Genomic DNA, 16297 nt, shown 5'->3' on the forward strand with positions numbered 1-16297 from the left:
TGCGCGGCCCCGGCGTCCGGCCGCGGCCGATGGACGCCCGCGCGCTCGCCGCGCTGGCCGCCAACCCCGGCTGCCGCCGCCGCGCGCTGCTCGACGGCGCCGGGGTCGACAAGGCCGCGCTCGCGGGCGCCCTCGGTTCACCGGCGGCCTTCGGGCAGTCGCAGTTCGCCCTGGCCCGGGGCAATTCCTTCGAGGCCCGCGTCAAGGCGGACGACGGCGCGGACCTGATGCGCCTGCTGTACGAGCGTCTGGGCGGCGCCGCCCCGGCACCCGAGCCGGGCCGGGTCGCCGTCCCGGACCTGTCCGCCGCCGGTCCCGAGGGGCGTGCCGCCCGTACGGCCCTGGCGCTGCGCGAGGCCACGGCCGCCGGCGGCTGGACGCTGCTGGACCATCCGCTGATCACCCTCGAAGTGGCCGGGTCGCCCGCCTACCTGGAGCCGGACGCGGTCGTGGTGCATCCGGACGGCGGCTGGACGGTCGTGGAGATCAAGTCCTTCCCGATGATCGACGGTTCCGCCGATCCGGCCAAGGTGGGCGCGGCCGCCCGGCAGGCCGCCGTGTACGCGCTCGCGCTGCGGCGGGTGGCCGCGCAGGTGCTCGCCAGTACGGGCCGTGCGGTGACGGTGCGGGACCAGGTGCTGCTGGTCTGCCCGAAGGACTTCGCGAACCTCCCCACCGCCGAGGCCGTCGACATCCGCAAGCAAATGGCGACGACGGAGCGCCAGTTGCGCCGCCTGACCCAGGTCGAGGAGATCGCCGGGCAGCTCCCGCCCGGCACGTCCTTCGATCTCCGGCTCGCGGACGACGGCCGGACGGTGACACGGTCGGCCGCCGAGCTGACGGAGGCGGTCGAGTCGGTGGACGCCGCCTACGCGCCCGAGTGCCTGGCCGCCTGCGAGCTGGCCTTCCACTGCCGGGGGAGGGCGCGCGCGGCGGGCGCGGTGGAGTCGCTGGGCCGCGGGGTGCGCGGCGAGCTGGGCGGGCTGCGGACGGTCGAGGAGGTGCTGGCGGCAGCGCGTACGGAAACGGAAGACGAGACGGCCGGCTCCGTTGCTTCCCGGGACGCCGCTCCCCCGGGCACCGCTTCCCCGGGCACCGCTTCCCCGGGCACCGCTTCCCCGGGCACCGCTTCCCCGGGCACCGCTTCCCCGGACGCCGCTTCCCCGGGCACCGCTTCCCCGGTTACCTCTCCCACCGGCACCAGCACCACTGGCACCACTGGCATCACCGGTGACACCGACACCACCAGCACCCCCTCCCTGGACGCCCCCGCCGTCGACGCCCTGCGCCGTGCGGCGGCACTCCGTGCCGAGGCCCTGGCCTGCGCCGGACGCGGGGCCCGGGGTGGGGACCGGACCGACGGCTCCGAAGGGGTGTCGCCATGTCGCTGATCGAAGTCCTCGCCAGGATGGAGGCCGTGGCGGCGGGCCGCGCGCAGCCGCTGACGACGGTCCGGCACCGGCACCTGTCCGCGCACCCGCTCGTCTTCGTGCCGCTGACGACCTCGGGTGAGGCGGGCGCGCCGCTGGGCGCGCTGGTCGGTACCGACCGCGAGAAGCCGCTGCTGCTCGCCGTGCCCCAGCCGCGCGACCGTGACCTGCGGTTCGGCTTCCTCGCCGAGCTGGCCGAGTCCGTCCTGCCGTACGTGGACGGATACGCCGACACCGTCGAGACGGAGGAGCGCAAGGAGACCGACCCCGAGACGGGCAAGAAGGTCCCGGTCGAGGTCGAGCTGTGCGCGGACGCGCCGCAGGTGATCGTGCCGAGTGCGGCGGGCGTGGAGTACGTACGCCTGCTGGGCCGGTCCATGCGGTTCCGGCGGACCGCCGAGCAGGAGCCGGACACGCCGCATCCGGCGCCTCCTCATGTGCCGCTGCTGGGGCGCTGGTTCACGCACTTCGGCGAGCGGGCCCGGGTGCCGGGCGCGAGTCTGCTGCTGCCGATGACCGGGCTGCTCGCCCGCCACTGGGCGACCGGCCAGAGCAACCTGGAGGACCAGCACCTGGGCGCCCTGCTCTCCTGGATAGACCCGCCCGAGGGCGAGCACGGCGCGACGGCCGCGCAGCGCGCCGAGACGGCGCGGGACGCGGCGGGCCAGCTGCTGTGCCCGCCGGCCGGCCCCGCCACGGACCCGGCCTTCGACAACAAGCTCCTCGCCCCCGCGATGGGCCGGTACGACGCGGGGCTGCCCGGCGCCGAGGACGAGATCCGCGACCTGGTCGAGAGCCTGCTGCGGCCGACCTGGGACGCCGTGTGGCACGGCCTCGACCTGCTGCGGTCCCTGCCGGAAGGCCCGCGGGTGGCCGACCGCTGGAAGCGCGACCGCTGGTCCTACACCGCGCACCGCGACCGGGTACGGGCCGGTGAACCGCCGCAGCCCAAGCGGGACGACGCGATCACGGCCGCGCAGAAGCTGTCCTCCCGGGAGACCGCCCAGGCGCAGCTGGACGCGCAGGAGGCGCTGGACGACCCGCTGGTCATGGCGGGCCGGCGGCTCGCCGGAGAGGCGCTGGTCGGCGAGGTGACCGGGGTCGAGATGGCGTATTCGCAGGGCAAGCGGCCGATGCCGCGCCCGCTGGTCACCCTGTGGACGGACGACCGGCCGCAGCTGACCGAGGGCGGCAAGCTGTACCGCCCGCTGCCGGAGGGGAAGGCCCAGCCCGCCGAGTTCGTCGCGTACACGACGGACGGGCCGGGCGGGCTGGTGGTCCGGCTGACCGGCGGAATGGGGCGGGGCAAGACCCCCGAGCCCGGGTCGGTCCCCGAGCCGGGCGACCAGGTGTGCTGGACCCTGTTCGAACACCAGCCGCGCGGCGGGCCGGAGCTGCCCGCCCCCGAGGACACACCGTGGACGCACGGCGGCCCGCCCGCCGCCGACGACGCCGTACTGCCTGTGGATCAGCCCGACCCCGTCACCGCGGAGGACTTCCTGTGACCGAGGCCCGCCCCGCGTCCTCCGACGTGCCCGCCGCGCGGCGGCCGGACGCCACGGCACACTCCGCTCCGGGCGCGGCGCGCTCCGCCCCGGGCGCGGCGCCCTTCGATCCCGGCGTGGCGGCTGCCGCGGCCACCGACGCGATCGTGCACAGCACGCTGCACGGCACGCACCGCGGCGTCGTCGTCGACTCGCCGCCGGGCGCGGGCAAGTCCACGCTGGTGGTGCGGGCCGCCCGGGAACTGGCCGCGGCCGGGCGCCCGTTGATGATCGTCGCGCAGACCAACGCGCAGGTCGACGACCTCGTCCTGCGGATCGCCGAGAAGGACCCCGAGCTGCCGGTGGGCCGGCTGCACAGCAGTGAGCCGGGCGCCTTCGACCCGGCGCTCGCGGAGCTGCCCGCCGTCCGTACGTCGTCGAAGGTCGCCGATCTGGCCGGGCTGGACATCGTCGTCTCGACGGCCGCCAAGTGGGCGTACACGAAGGTCGACGAGCCGTGGCAGCACGCCATCGTCGACGAGGCGTACCAGATGCGCTCGGACGCGCTGCTCGCCGTCGGCGGCCTGTTCGAGCGGGCGCTGTTCGTGGGCGATCCGGGGCAGCTGGACCCGTTCAGCGTGGTGGGCGCCGACCAGTGGGCCGGGCTCGCCTACGACCCGTCGGCCAGCGCCGTGACCACCCTGCTCGCGCACAACCCCGGCCTTCCGCAGCACCGGCTGCCGGTGTCGTGGCGGCTGCCCGCCTCCGCGGCGCGGCTGGTCTCCGACGCGTTCTACCCGTACACGCCGTTCCGCAGCGGTACGGACCACGGCGACCGGCGGCTCGCCTTCGGTGTGCCCTCCGACGGTTCGGGGGTGGACCGCGTGCTGGACGAGGCCGCCGAATCCGGCTGGGGCCTGCTCGAACTGCCCGCCCGCCACACGCCGCGTACGGACCCGGAGGCGGTGCGCGCCATCGCGCAGGTGGTGCGGCGGCTGCTGGACCGGGGCGGCGCGGCGACCAGCGAGCGGGGCCCCGATCCCACGCCGCTGACCGCCGACCGGATCGCGGTCGGCACGGCCCACCGCGACCAGGCCGCGGCGGTACGGGCCGCGCTGGCCGGGCTCGGCGTCCGGGGCGTGGCGGTGGACACCGCCAACCGCCTCCAGGGACGGGAGTTCGACGTGACGGTCTTCCTCCACCCGCTCTCGGGGCGGCCCGACGCGACCGCCTTCCACCTGGAGACGGGCCGCCTGTGCGTGCTGGCCTCCCGGCACCGCCACGCCTGCATCGTGGTCTGCCGGGCGGGCGTACCGGAGTTGCTGGACGAGCACCCGTCGGCGGAGCCCGTACAACTCGGCGTCACGGTGAAGTTCCCGGACGGCTGGGAGGCGAACCACGCGGTGCTGGCGCATCTGAACGAGCACCGGGTGGCCTGGCGCCCCTGACCTGCCTCCCGGCGCACCCCGGCGGCAGCGGGCCATGGACCGGTGGCGTCGTGGCCGAGTTGTGCGGCGGTTGGCGGACTTGGACGTGGTGGAGGGGCGTGTATCGGACGGCACGGCGCACTGGCGCCGCCGCACGCCGCGCACGGACGTACGGTGGCGGCGCGGTACCGGCGCGACACTCGGGCGCGCGCCACGAGGCGCGCCGTCCCCCGGCGGGCGGACGGGCGCACCCTCAGGCGCACTTGCGCGACGCGGGACAATGGAACGCGGCACACGATCCAGGAGGTACGTACATGTCCGAGCCGCAACCGGCTTCCGACCCGCGCGGGACGGCCCCCGCGCCCCGGCGCCTGAAACCGGCTCCGCTGCTCTTCGAGCCTCCGGAAGCCACGTCGGACCCGGAGCACTTCTTCGACCTGGAGTCCATCGAGGACCCCAAGGAGCTGCTCACCCGCTCCACCGAGCTGACGCTCGCCTTCCGGGCGGCGGCGGACCGGGCCACGGAGTTCCAGGCGATGGCGGCGGCCCAGCTCGCCGACCCCAAGCGCTTCGACCGGCTGCCGCTCTCCGTGATCGCGGAGCGCGCCGACTGGACCGAGGACTACGCGGCGAAGATGGTCGAGTTCGGCCGCGGCCTGCTGCGCAGCGGCGGTGGCAGCAACCTCGACCCCACGGACTGACCGAACGGGGCGGCCCCGGCCCCCGACCGGCCCCACGCCGCCCCGACGGCCCCACCCGTCCACACCAGCCGGGCCCACCGGCCCGCACCAGCCCTCCGGCCCACCGGCCCGCACCAGCCCTCCGGCCCATCGGCCCGCACCGGCCCGTGATCGCCCCTGTCGATCATGGGCCCCTGGCATATGCGCGCGCGGAAACATACCCCACACCGCCCCGTCCTGTCCGGATTTCAGCCATTCCGCAGAAACGGAACGCCGCTCACCGGTACACCTGGGTCCATGAGCGACTGGCCCTCCGAGCACCCTCGCCGTCCCGCGTCCGCCACGTTCCACGCCGCGTCGTACGTCACCCTCGCCGGCGCCGACTGGCTCGCCTCCGCAGACCCGTCCCCGGAGAGCGTGCACGCCCGGTGGGCGGCCTGCCCGGACGCGCCGAGCACGCTCCCGTGCGGCACCGTCTTCGACGTGATCAACGCGCCCGCGCTCTTCGGCCGCGACCTGGTGGACCGGTTATGGACCGCGGGGCCCGGCTCCGGGCCGGTCGCCACCCACCGCGGCCGCATCCTGCTGTTCGCCGAGCCCGGTACGGCCGGGCGGCTGCCCGCCCTGCTCGGCTGGGAGGAGTGGTCCGGGTCCGTACCGCCGCTGCTGTGCCACGGCACCGGCGACGCGGTGACCGTCCCGCCGCTCTTCCCGCACCGGCCCCAGCAGCCGGGCCCGCACCACACCGCTCGCACCACCCGCACGGCTCATCCCGCGCACCCCGTCCACACCGCCCGCCACACGACCCCCGCGCCACCCGAGTCCGCCGGCCCCCTCCCCCCGGACCCCGCCACCTCCCGCTGGCTCGTCGCCCCGGACGTACGCCATCCGTGGCTCCCCGGACCGGGCACGCTGCTCTGGGCCTGCATACGTGCCGCCCGCCGCGCCCCCGGCACCGGATCGGCGCCGCCCCTCGGCGCCCCGGGCCGCCCCACCCCGGCCCTGTGACCAGCACCACTACCGCCATCACGGCTACGCAGACCCGGAACATCGGCCCCACAGAGCCTCCGCAGAGCCTCCATCGAGCCCCCGCACACCCCACCCCCGCAGGCCCGGCCCCGTCCCCGCGGAATCGATTTTTGCGCCACCCGATCAGGATGCTAATGTTTTCCACGTCAGCAGGCGCCGCTAGCTCAGTTGGTTAGAGCAGCTGACTCTTAATCAGCGGGTCCGGGGTTCGAGTCCCTGGCGGCGCACCGACAGAAGAAGGCCCCCACCTCGGTGGGGGCCTTCTTCGTGCGCCGGAAAGCCGGGAGCCGGAAAGCGGAGCGCCAAGAAGCCGGCAGCCGGGCCGCCCGCCGCCTCAGCTGCGCGCCACCTTGACCGTCCAGTCCCCCGAGGACGACCGCCCGTACACCTGCACCCGCACCCCGTCCTCGGCGTCGTCCAGGCTCTCCCCTTCGCCGAGCGGCGCATCAGCAAGCCGGGGATATACGGAAGTCCCCCAACACGCCTCGGTACCGGGGTGGCCGTCCAGCACCTCCACCGGTCCGCTCCCGGACGCGGTCTCGCTGCGTACGCGGTAGACCAGTACGCCCTCGGTGCAGACGCCGTGATCGTTGCCCGTCGCGCCGCGCGCCTCGACGGCCAGCGCGCTGCGCGGACCGGTGCGCACGACCAGCAGGCGCGCCTGCCGCTCGTCGCCCGGCTCCATGGGGGCCGACAGCGGCCGCAGGGTGTGCAGGGTGGAGCGCCGCTCCCGGGCGAGGGAGACGCACGTCACCTGGCGGTCGCCCAGCCAGCCGACCTTCCACTTGTGCCAGCCGAAGGGGTCCGGGGCCAGGCCGAACTGGCTGCCCATGATGTCCCAGTCCCCCACGTACGTGTCCCAGTCGCCCTTGCCGTCCCGGGGCCGGTGGTAGAGGTCCGGCAGGTCGAAGACGTGGCCGGTCTCGTGGGCCAGTACGTTGCGGTCCGGCGGGCTCTGCTCGAAGACGGTGACGAACCGGCGCAGGTCGGCGTCGTCGGCGCGCAGCGGCCGGTCGAGGTTGACGACCTTGGTGGCGTCGGAGTCGACGCCGGCCGCGTCCGGGTCGGCGACGAGGTAGACGACGTCGTAGCGGCTGAAGTCCACCGAGTCGTCGGCGGCGGCGACCGCGTCACGCAGATAGGCGGCGCGGCGGTCGGCGTCCCAGTCCCGGCGTATGCCGTACGAGCTGGAGACCTGCGGCATCCGCACCCAGTGGTGCCGGACGTCGGGCCGCAGGGTGAATCGGCCATAGGACGCGCGCTCGAAGAAGCGGGAGGTGGTCGGGAAGTAGTCGGCGGCCAGTTCGCGGGGGTCGGCGACCGGCTCGGAGTCCGGGAAGGACAGGAAGACCATGACGGCGTCGAGTGTGCGGGCGGGACGGGGGTAGGCGTGGTTCCAGGTGTCCAGGCCTTCGGAGTGGTGGGCGTCGGTGCGGGTCAGGGCGCAGGGCAGCGCGCCCTCGGACGCGGTGGCGGGGCCCGCGACGACGGAGGTGGCTATGACCGCGCTGAGGGAGGTGGCCACCGCGGCCACCCGGCGCAGCACCTGACGGTCCACCTCCGGAGGTTGTTGGGCACGTGGCACATCGACCTCCCGGTACGGATTCGGAGCACCCTCCCCACTTTGTGGCGATACGCCGGTTTCCGTCCTGTTCCGGGGCCCCAGACGAGTGACCGGCCCAACTCCCCACCCCGTAACGGAAAGTCACTATCGATCGTTGACCGGATACGCACGAACACAGCCGGACGAAAATGGCCAAACTTCCGCCATGGGTGCCGATGATCACGGTTACGTCGCTGGATAGGCCCTTGCGGCAGCCTCTATGATCGCCACACTTTCCAGCGCGGATTCCCCCCTCCATCACGAGACAAGCGCCATGCGGGAGCGAGCAGTGAGCGGATACCCCGGCGGCACGGGCCGCGCGCCCGGAACGACGCTCTCCGCGGTGACGGAGCGTAATGAACCGACCAAAGAATCCACCGACGGCCGGGACGACTCCACGGGCCCGGCACACACCGGCGGCCCCGCGGCGGCGGACGGACCGGCCCGGCCCGGCGGGCACGGCGAACCGCCGGCGGGCGCCCGCGGCGAGCCCGACGCGGGCGACGGCTCCGCGGCCTCGCTGCGCGACTACCGCGCCGCCTTCCGGGCCACCCGCGTCCCACTGGCCGTCCTGAACCGCGACGGCCTGGTCCTCACCGCCAACCCCGCCTTCGGCGAACTGGTCGGCGCCGCGCCGGACGACCTGGTCGCGGCGACCGCCGCCGACCTGACCGAACTGGGCACCGACCCGCGTATCTGGGCCGCGTACCGCGAGGTCCTCTCCGGGCGCAGCGACCGGTTGCGGTGCACCCGACGACTCAAACATCCCGACGGACAGTTCCTGTGGGCCGAGGTGACGGTCGAGCCGCTGCCGGACGAGGACTGCGTCCTGCTGTCCGTCTCGGACATCAGCGACCGGCACGACCTGCTGGCCCGGCTGCGCCACCTCCAGATGCACGACCCGGTGACCCGGCTGCCCAACCGCGCGCTGTTCTTCGAGCGGCTGGCGGGCGCGCTGGAGACGGCCGCCTTCGAGCAGCACGGTACGGGCCGGGTCGGCCTGTGCTATCTCGACCTGGACGGCTTCAAGGCCGTCAACGACACCCTGGGCCACCGGGTCGGCGACCGGCTGCTGAGCGCGGTGGCCCAGCGCCTGACGCACTGCGCCGAGAGCCTGGCCGAGCGCGGCGCCGTACGCGGCCGCAGCGGCCACCTCGTGGCGCGGCTGGGCGGCGACGAGTTCGCGCTCCTGGTGGAGGACTCGGCCGGCACCGAAGAGCTCGCCGAACTGGCGCAGCGCGTCCTGGACGCGCTCCAGCGGCCGTTCGACCTGGCCGGGCAGCGGCTGTCGGTCTCCGCGAGCATCGGCGTCGTGGAGCGCGCGGCGACCGGGACGACCGCGACCGGCCTGATGCAGGCCGCGGACACCACGCTGTACTGGGCCAAGGAGGACGGCAAGGCCCGCTGGACGCTCTTCGACCCCGAGCGCAACGCGCACCGGATGACCCGCCAGGCGCTGTCCAGCACCCTGCGGCCCGCGGTGGACCGCGGCGAGTTCACGCTGGAGTACCAGCCGCTGGTCGGGCTCGGGGACGGGCGGGCGCAGGGCGTCGAGGCGCTGGTGCGCTGGCGGCATCCGCAGTTCGGCACACTGTCGCCGAATCGGTTCATCGGATTGGCGGAGGAGAACGGCTCGATCGTCGAACTGGGCCGCTGGGTGCTGGCCCGCGCCTGCCACCAGGCGCGCGCCTGGCAGCTGGCCCGCCCCGGCGCCGAGCCGCTGTTCGTCAGCGTGAACGTCGCCGTACGGCAGGTGTGGGACTCCGACCTCGTGGCGGATGTGGCGGGCATCCTCGCCGAGACCGGGCTGCCGCCGGCCCTGCTCCAGCTGGAGCTGACCGAGTCGGCGGTGATGGGATCGGCCGGACGCCCGCTCCAGGCGCTCCAGGCGCTGAGCGAGATGGGCGTACGGATCGCCATCGACGACTTCGGGACCGGCTATTCGAACCTCGCCTACCTCAGCCGGCTGCCGGTGTCGGTGCTGAAGCTGGACGGCTCCTTCGTCCGGGGGTTCCGCTCACAGGAGCATCCGAACCCGGCGGACGAGACGATCGTGGAGGCGCTGGTGGCGCTGGCGCACCGGCTGGGCCTGACGGTCACGGCAGAGTGCGTGGAGAGCGCCGAGCAGGCGGAACGGTTGCGCCGTATCGGCTGCGACACCGGGCAGGGCTGGCTGTACTCCCGCCCGGTGCCCCCGGACCGGGTCTGCGATCTGATCGGGGCGGGGCAGGCCGGCGCGTAGCGGCCGCCGAGGGAGCGGGCGGACCCGCGCGCTCCCCCGTCGGCTCCGTCGCGCTCCCCGCCTGCTCCGATGCGTCCGCCCGCCGCCGAGGTGTCCGCCCGCTTCGGCGCGTCCCCGCTCCGGCGCATCCGCGGCGGCGTTCCCGCCGTTACGCGGCCGGCAGCCCGTAGGCGTCCGCGATCAGCTCGTACGACCGCAGCCGGGCCTCGCCGCCGTGCGCGTTCGCCGTGATCATCAGCTCGTCGGCGCCGGTGCGCTTGGCGAGGTCGTCCAGGCCGGTGCGTACCGCGTCGGGCGTGCCGTGGACGATGTTGGACAGCCAGCTGTCGACGAATTCGCGCTCCATCCCGCTGAACGCGTACGCCGCCGCCTCCTCCGGGCCGGGCACCAGCCCGGGGCGCCCGGTGCGCAGCCGGATCATGGACAGCGCGCCGGTCATGACCTGTCGCCGTGCCTCCTTCTCGTCCTCGGCGGCCAGCGCGGCGACGCCGATCAGCGCGTACGGCGCGTCCAGGACCGCGGAGGGGCGGAAGGACTCGCGGTAGAGGTCCAGCGCGGGAATGGTGTTCGCCGCGGAGAAGTGGTGCGCGAAGGCGAAGGGCAGGCCGAGGCGGCCGGCCAGCTGGGCGCTGAAGCCGGAGGAGCCGAGCAGCCACAGCGGCGGCCGGTGCGCCGACTGGACGCCGCCCGGGGACGTCGCCTGGACCGGGCCCGGCACCGCGTGGATACGGCTGTACGGGTGCCCGTCGGGGAAGTCGTCGTCCAGGAAGCGGGTCAGTTCGGCGAGTTGCTGCGGGAATTCGTCCGCGCCTTCCCGGAGCCGCTCGGTACGGCGCAGCGCGGCGGCGGTGGCGCCGTCGGTGCCCGGTGCCCGGCCGAGACCGAGGTCGATGCGGCCGGGGGCCATCGCTTCGAGGGTGCCGAACTGTTCGGCGATGACCAGGGGCGCGTGGTTGGGCAGCATGACGCCGCCGGAGCCGAGCCGGATGCGGTCGGTGTGCGCGGCGAGGTGGGCCAGCAGGACCGCGGGCGACGAGGAGGCCACGCCGGGCATCGAGTGGTGCTCGGCGACCCAGTAGCGGTGGAAGCCGCGGCGCTCGGCCGTGCGGGCGATGCCGACGGCGGTCCGTACGGCCTCCGAGGCGGTGTGCCCGGCGCCGACGGTCACCAGGTCGAGTACGGACAGGGGGACGGGCGCGGTGCCGGGGGCCGTGCCCCGGATGCCGTCGGCGTCCCCGGACGCCTCATCGGTCCGGTTCTCGTCGTGGTCCCGGATCTCGTCGTGGTCGCCGCTCACGGTGCGGGCCTCCTCGCGTCGCTGGTCTGCCGGAGGAATAACCGGAGCAGTTCTCCGGTTATTCCCGGGCGGCCGCGGGGCCCTTCGGCGATCGCCGCTACCCGACGGCGGACGGCACCGACGGCACCGGCGCCCCCGCGAACAGCGTGCCCAGCGCCGGGCAGGCCACCGTACGGTCCAGCAGCCGCAGCCCCTCCCAGGCGGTGACCTGGTTGGCGGTGAGCACCGGCTTGCGCAGCTCGGCCTCGATGGCGGGCAGGAAGTCGGCGGTGTGCAGTGCCGTGTCGGGGAGCAGCACCACGTCGGCGTCGGGATGGTCTCCCGTACGGGCGAGCAGCAGGATCTCCTCCAGACCCCACGTGCCGACCTCGGCTGCCGTGATGATCCCGCTGCCGCACGTCGAGACGACGTCCGTGCCCGCGTCCTTCAAGAACGCGCGGAAGCACTCGGCGACGTCATCCGGATAGGTGGCGGCGATGGCCACTCGCTCGGCGCCCAGTGCCCGTACGGCGTGCGCAAAGGCGAAGGAGGTACTGGAGGCGGGCAGCCCGGCCGTGGCGGACAGCTCGCGGACCTGCGCCTGGGCGCCCTCCCAGCCGAAGACGAAGCTGGCGCTGGTACAGGCCCAGACGACGGCTTCGGCGCCGCGGCTCTTCAGGTCGGCGACGCCGGCGGCCAGCCGGGCGGCGGAGCCCATCTCCAGCAGCGCGTCGACGCGGTGGGCGTCCTCGCCGATGTCGGTGTGGACGAGCGGCAGGCGCAGGCCGCTGCCGAGGAGTGCTTCGAGCCGGGGATAGTCGTCCTCGGCGGAGTGGCCGGGGTAGAGGAAGCCGACCGTGGATGCCATGCACGTCTCCTGACTGGGTGGGGGTGTGCGGGGATGCGTATAGGCGTGCGCGCGGGGATGCGCGTAGGGGGCGCGTGGGCGGATGCCGCGGTGTGTGCGCCGGTCCGGGCGCCCGTGCGCCGGGCGTGCGGGCAGGTGTACGACCGGGGTGCCGTCCGGCGGAGCGCCGCCCGTGCGCCTCAGCGCGGCGCCGGCGGGCCGGGCTCCTCCGGGGGGTGAAAGGGCGGCAGGTCCAGCCCGTCGGCCTGCTCCGCCTCCGGCGAAGGAACCGCCGAGCCGGCGAACGCCGCCTCGGTGAGACCGCCCCGCCTCGGTATCCCGGCGCCTTCCTCCGGGGCCCAGGAGGCGGTCATGGAGGCCGGTCCGCGTCTGGCGACCGGGTCCACCAGCGCCTGGTACGGGCCGATCGCGTCGGCCCCGATGGCCCGCAGCGAGGCCCACATCGTGACCTGGTTGGCGGACAGGACCGGCATCCGCAGCTCGGCCTCCAGCTGCGGGATGACGTCGTACGTCGGCAGGTTCGTACAGCTGATGAACAGGGCGTCCGCGGCCCCGACGACGGCCTGGCGGGCCATGTCGACGACGTCCCGGTACGGCACTTTCCAGATGTGCCGGGTCAGGCCCAGGTAGGCGCGGCCGGTGACGGTGACGCCGGCCTCCTTCAGATATTCCTCCAGGGAGTCGGTCACCGATTTGGTGTACGGGGTGACGACGGCGATCCGCCGCGCGCCGATCTCCCGCAGCGCCTCCAGGAGCGCGCCCGAGGTGGTGAGCGCCGGGAGCTGCTCCCCCGCCCGGGTCATGGCGGCGCACATGGCACGCTCGCCCGCCACGCCGCCGACGAAGCTGCCGGAGGTGCAGGCGTAGGAGACGACCTGCGGGGAGACGGCGCACAGCGCCTGGACGGCGGCGTGCAGGGTTTCGTGTTCACTGACGAGGCGGGCCAGATCGAGGCTCACCTCGACGGGTACGAAAGGGGTTCGGGTGAGGTGGAGGGACACTTCGTCGGGAATCCAGCGCCACAGCTCGCGGTCCAGGGCGAAGTCGAACGGAGCGACGACACCCACACCGAGCTGAGGCCTCGGTCCCCCCAGAAATGAGACGTCCATGATGCCCCCAGAAGAGCGAAGGGCTGGTAAGGGCAAGGCCATTGGCCAGGGGTTCGTGGTGCGACCGGCACTAGCCGGGGACGTCGGGACAGAGCCGTTGTTGACACGGTAGTTACGACTTCTTAGCGTGGTCAATCCTCGCATCTCAGGCATCTGTCGGCGCCTCCTTTCATTTAAAGGGGCTCACGTTTCAGAACGGTTTCTGGCCTATGTCCGAAAGCACCGTCCTTGTCCTTGGTTCCGACCCGCCTCCGCAGCTGGACCGGCTCGCCGGCCGGGCCCGGCTGGTGTATGCCGACGACACGTCCCTCGCCGGCCAACTGTCTTCCGCCGACGTACTGTTGGCCTGGGATTTCACCTCCGACGCGGTCCGCGACGCCTGGCCCGGCGACGGCCCGCGACCCGTTTGGGTGCACACCGCGAGCGCGGGCGTGGACCGGCTGATGTGCCCGGAGCTCGTCGCGGACGAGACGCTGGTGACCAACGCGCGGGGGGTCTTCGAGCAGCCGATCGCCGAGTACGTGGCCGGGCTGGTGATCGCCATGGCCAAGGACTTCTACGGAAGTTGGGAGCTCCAGCGGCAGCGCCGCTGGCGGCACCGGGAGACACTGCGGGTGGCGGGCAGCCGGGCCGTCGTGGTGGGGTCGGGGCCGATCGGCCGGGCCATCGGCCGGACCCTGCTGGCACTGGGTGTCACGGTGGATCTGGTCGGGCGCCGGGGGCGCGCGGACGATCCCGACTTCGGCCGGGTGCACGCGACCGACGCCCTGCACGGTCTGCTGGGCACGGCCGACTGGGTGGTGTGCGCGGCGCCGCTCACGGACGACACGCGCGGCATGTTCGACCGGGCCGCCTTCGACCGGATGCGGCAGCGGGCCCGCTTCGTCAACGTGGGCCGCGGGCCGCTCGTCGTCGAGGACGACCTGGTGGCGGCGCTGCGCGAGTGGCGGATCGCGGCGGCGGCGCTGGACGTCTTCGAGCACGAGCCGCTGACGTCGGACAGCGTCCTGTGGGACGTGCCGCACCTGATCGTCTCGCCGCACATGAGCGGCGACACGCTGGGCTGGCGGGACGCGCTGGCCGAACAGTTCGCGGACAACTTCGACCGGTGGGCGGCGGGCGAACCGCTCACCAATGTGGTGGACAAGCGGCTGGGGTACGTACCGGGCGCCTGATCTTCCGGGACCGTGGAGGCGGAGCGTTCGTGGATGGAGGTCGGGATGGCTGAGGTGACGGATCTGGCCGACTGCTCGGCGGTGCGGCTGGTCGCCGGGTACGCGGCGGGCGAGTTCTCGCCGGTCGAGGCGGTGCAGGCGGTGGCCGAGCGGGCGGCGTGGGCGCAGGAGCGGGTGAACGCCTTCACCCGGATCGACGCGGACGAGGCGCTGACCGCGGCGAAGGAGTCCGCCGAGCGGTGGCGGTCGGGCCGGCCGGCCGGGCTGGTGGACGGGGTGCCGGTCACGGTCAAGGATCTGCTGCTGACCCGTGGGGCGCCGACACTGCGCGGGTCGCGGACGGTGCGCGAGGAGGGCACGGTCTGGGACGCGGACGCGCCGTCGGTGGCGCGGCTGCGCGAGCACGGCGCGGTGGTCGTGGGCAAGACCACCACGCCCGAGTTCGGATGGAAGGGCGTCACGGACAGTCCGCGGCACGGGGTGACGGGCAATCCGTACGACCCGTCCCGTACGGCGGGCGGGTCCAGCGGCGGCAGCGCGGCGGCGGTCGCGCTCGGCGCGGGGCCGCTGAGCCTGGGCACGGACGGCGGCGGGTCGGTGCGCATCCCGGGGTCCTTCTGCGGGATCTTCGCGCTGAAGCCGACGTACGGGCGGGTGCCGCTGTTCCCGGCGAGCCCGTTCGGGACGCTGGCGCACGTCGGGCCGATGACCCGGGACGCGGCCGACGCGGCGCTGCTGATGGACGTGATCACCGGGCCGGACTGGCGGGACTGGTCGCAGCTGGCGCCGCCCGCCGGATCGTTCCGGGAGGAGCTGGAGCGGCCGGTGGCCGGACTGCGGGTGGCCTACAGCCCCTCGCTGGGCTGGGACGTGGCGGTACGCCCCGAGGTCGCCGCGGCGGTGCGGCGCGCGGTGGACCGGCTCGCCGAGCTGGGCGCCGAGGTCGAGGAGACCGACCCGGGCATCGCGGACCCGGTGGAGGAGTTCCACACGCTGTGGTTCAGCGGCGCGGCGCGGGTGGTGCAGCACCTGAGCCACGCGCAGCGGGAGCTGCTCGATCCGGGCCTGCGGGAGATCTGCGCGGAGGGCGCGCGGCGCAGCGCGCTGGACTACCTGGCGGCGGTGGACGTACGGATGGCGCTGGGCCTGGCGATGGGCCGCTTCCACAGCACGTACGACCTGCTCGTGACGCCGACCGAGCCGATCACCGCGTTCGAGGCGGGGGCCGAGGTGCCGGCCGGGTCCGGGCACCGGCGCTGGACGGGCTGGACGCCGTTCACGTACCCGTTCAACATGACGCAGCAGCCCGCCGCGACCGTGCCGTGCGGCGTGGACGGGGACGGGCTGCCGATCGGGGTGCAGCTGGTGGGTGCGCGGCACGCGGACGCGCTGGTGCTGCGCGCCGCGCACGCCCTCTACACGTCGGGGGCCGCGGACCTGCCCGCCTTGCCTACGCCCGGCGGAAGTTGAGGGTCTCCCCCAGAGCGCCGGCGCGCCACAGGTCCTGGCAGGCGTCGGCCATCCGGTCCAGGCCGTCCACCACCGAGCCCCACACGATGCCCGGCACCCAGCCCGCGTCACCGTTGATCAGCAGGTTGTTGCGCTCGTAGAAGAGCGCGAGGTCGACGACGGTGGCGCGGCCCTGGTGCTTGGCGCGGCTCTCGTAGCCGTACGAGGCGGTGCCCAACTGGGTGTCGGTGAAGGTGAAGTAGCACAGGTCACCGGGGATGGGCGTGATGGTCGGGTTCTCCAGAGGGGGTTCCTCCGGGGCGAACGGCGGGACGAGGGCGTAGATCTCGTTGCGGGCGTACTTGGCGTGGTAGACGTCGCCGCCGAGCGGCAGCGCGTCCCAGACGGCCTTGCAGGTGAGGGGCGCGCGGTCGTCGAGCAGCTGGGCGGTGCAGCGCACGCCCCGCTTGTCGAGGGAGACTTCGATGAAGCGGTCGGTCATTCTGCCTCCTTACGGTGCTTTGC

Annotated in this window: 13 protein-coding genes and 1 tRNA gene; 9 read left to right on the plus strand and 5 right to left on the minus strand. The window is 74.2% G+C overall.

Features of this window, described 5'->3' with window-relative positions; genetic code table 11:
- Positions 1 to 29: 29 nt before the first annotated feature.
- The 6 genes from ACFV57_RS17315 (at position 30) to ACFV57_RS17340 (ending at position 6277) form a co-directional block, all read left to right on the plus strand.
- Positions 30 to 1391, plus strand: coding sequence for a hypothetical protein (locus tag ACFV57_RS17315; RefSeq protein ID WP_385232526.1), 1362 nt, complete (start codon positions 30 to 32; stop codon positions 1389 to 1391).
- Positions 1382 to 2935, plus strand: a complete 1554-nt coding sequence (locus tag ACFV57_RS17320; protein WP_385232143.1) for a hypothetical protein — start codon at positions 1382 to 1384, stop codon at positions 2933 to 2935. The genes ACFV57_RS17315 and ACFV57_RS17320 overlap by 10 nt, the downstream gene beginning before the upstream one ends.
- Positions 2936 to 3051: 116 nt before the next feature.
- Positions 3052 to 4362 (plus strand): AAA domain-containing protein, encoded by a 1311-nt coding sequence (locus ACFV57_RS17325; RefSeq protein ID WP_385232529.1) that lies wholly within the window; start codon positions 3052 to 3054, stop codon positions 4360 to 4362.
- 293 nt (positions 4363 to 4655) lie between these two features.
- Complete coding sequence (locus ACFV57_RS17330) at positions 4656 to 5042, plus strand: hypothetical protein (RefSeq protein ID WP_385232145.1); 387 nt, start codon at positions 4656 to 4658, stop codon at positions 5040 to 5042.
- A gap of 276 nt (positions 5043 to 5318) precedes the next feature.
- Entirely contained in the window at positions 5319 to 6029 is a 711-nt protein-coding gene (locus ACFV57_RS17335) for a hypothetical protein (protein WP_385232148.1), read from the plus strand.
- 174 nt (positions 6030 to 6203) lie between these two features.
- Positions 6204 to 6277: transfer RNA gene (locus ACFV57_RS17340), tRNA-Lys, on the plus strand.
- Between the two features lie 107 nt (positions 6278 to 6384).
- On the opposite strand, the gene ACFV57_RS17345 is transcribed toward ACFV57_RS17340, so the two are convergent.
- A complete protein-coding gene (locus tag ACFV57_RS17345; RefSeq protein ID WP_385232151.1) occupies positions 6385 to 7635 on the minus strand; it encodes a M6 family metalloprotease domain-containing protein in 1251 nt (416 codons plus the stop codon).
- Between the two features lie 292 nt (positions 7636 to 7927).
- Between ACFV57_RS17345 and ACFV57_RS17350 the strand changes: the two genes are divergently transcribed.
- The gene (locus ACFV57_RS17350; protein WP_385232154.1) at positions 7928 to 9895 is read left to right on the plus strand and encodes a putative bifunctional diguanylate cyclase/phosphodiesterase; all 1968 of its coding nucleotides are present in this window, start codon (positions 7928 to 7930) and stop codon (positions 9893 to 9895) included.
- A gap of 148 nt (positions 9896 to 10043) precedes the next feature.
- Here the strand turns inward: ACFV57_RS17350 and ACFV57_RS17355 are convergent, their stop codons facing one another.
- From ACFV57_RS17355 to ACFV57_RS17365, 3 genes are all read right to left on the minus strand, one after another.
- Positions 10044 to 11192, minus strand: a complete 1149-nt coding sequence (locus tag ACFV57_RS17355; RefSeq protein WP_385232157.1) for an LLM class flavin-dependent oxidoreductase — start codon at positions 11190 to 11192, stop codon at positions 10044 to 10046.
- 97 nt (positions 11193 to 11289) lie between these two features.
- The gene (locus ACFV57_RS17360; RefSeq protein ID WP_385232160.1) at positions 11290 to 12039 is read right to left on the minus strand and encodes a decarboxylase; all 750 of its coding nucleotides are present in this window, start codon (positions 12037 to 12039) and stop codon (positions 11290 to 11292) included.
- 179 nt (positions 12040 to 12218) lie between these two features.
- Complete coding sequence (locus ACFV57_RS17365) at positions 12219 to 13148, minus strand: decarboxylase (RefSeq protein ID WP_385232163.1); 930 nt, start codon at positions 13146 to 13148, stop codon at positions 12219 to 12221.
- Between the two features lie 209 nt (positions 13149 to 13357).
- On the opposite strand from ACFV57_RS17365, the gene ACFV57_RS17370 reads away from it, so the two are divergent.
- Together ACFV57_RS17370 and ACFV57_RS17375 are read left to right on the plus strand one after the other, a co-directional pair.
- Positions 13358 to 14323 carry a D-2-hydroxyacid dehydrogenase gene (locus ACFV57_RS17370; protein ID WP_385232166.1) on the plus strand — a complete coding sequence of 322 codons (966 nt, stop codon included), beginning with the start codon at positions 13358 to 13360 and terminating at the stop codon, positions 14321 to 14323.
- Between the two features lie 45 nt (positions 14324 to 14368).
- Positions 14369 to 15793 carry an amidase gene (locus ACFV57_RS17375; protein WP_385232169.1) on the plus strand — a complete coding sequence of 475 codons (1425 nt, stop codon included), beginning with the start codon at positions 14369 to 14371 and terminating at the stop codon, positions 15791 to 15793.
- Here ACFV57_RS17375 and ACFV57_RS17380 read toward each other — a convergent pair.
- Entirely contained in the window at positions 15774 to 16274 is a 501-nt protein-coding gene (locus ACFV57_RS17380) for a DUF3830 family protein (protein WP_385232172.1), read from the minus strand. The genes ACFV57_RS17375 and ACFV57_RS17380 overlap by 20 nt on opposite strands.
- Positions 16275 to 16297 lie beyond the last annotated feature (23 nt).

It is taken from the genome of Streptomyces sp. NPDC059788, from assembly GCF_042732265.1.
Taxonomy (GTDB): Bacteria; Actinomycetota; Actinomycetes; order Streptomycetales; family Streptomycetaceae; genus Streptomyces.

Excerpts from the sequence above, each read along its gene's own strand:
- ACFV57_RS17315 (WP_385232526.1), top strand. The coding sequence starts at position 30 with ATGGACGCCCGCGCGCTCGCCGCGCTGGCCGCCAACCCCGGCTGCCGC.
- ACFV57_RS17320 (WP_385232143.1), top strand. The coding sequence starts at position 1,382 with ATGTCGCTGATCGAAGTCCTCGCCAGGATGGAGGCCGTGGCGGCGGGC.
- ACFV57_RS17330 (WP_385232145.1), top strand. The coding sequence starts at position 4,656 with ATGTCCGAGCCGCAACCGGCTTCCGACCCGCGCGGGACGGCCCCCGCG.
- ACFV57_RS17335 (WP_385232148.1), top strand. The coding sequence starts at position 5,319 with ATGAGCGACTGGCCCTCCGAGCACCCTCGCCGTCCCGCGTCCGCCACG.
- ACFV57_RS17350 (WP_385232154.1), top strand. The coding sequence starts at position 7,928 with ATGCGGGAGCGAGCAGTGAGCGGATACCCCGGCGGCACGGGCCGCGCG.
- ACFV57_RS17360 (WP_385232160.1), bottom strand. The coding sequence starts at position 12,039 with ATGGCATCCACGGTCGGCTTCCTCTACCCCGGCCACTCCGCCGAGGAC.
- ACFV57_RS17365 (WP_385232163.1), bottom strand. The coding sequence starts at position 13,148 with ATGGACGTCTCATTTCTGGGGGGACCGAGGCCTCAGCTCGGTGTGGGT.
- ACFV57_RS17370 (WP_385232166.1), top strand. The coding sequence starts at position 13,358 with ATGTCCGAAAGCACCGTCCTTGTCCTTGGTTCCGACCCGCCTCCGCAG.
- ACFV57_RS17375 (WP_385232169.1), top strand. The coding sequence starts at position 14,369 with ATGGCTGAGGTGACGGATCTGGCCGACTGCTCGGCGGTGCGGCTGGTC.
- ACFV57_RS17380 (WP_385232172.1), bottom strand. The coding sequence starts at position 16,274 with ATGACCGACCGCTTCATCGAAGTCTCCCTCGACAAGCGGGGCGTGCGC.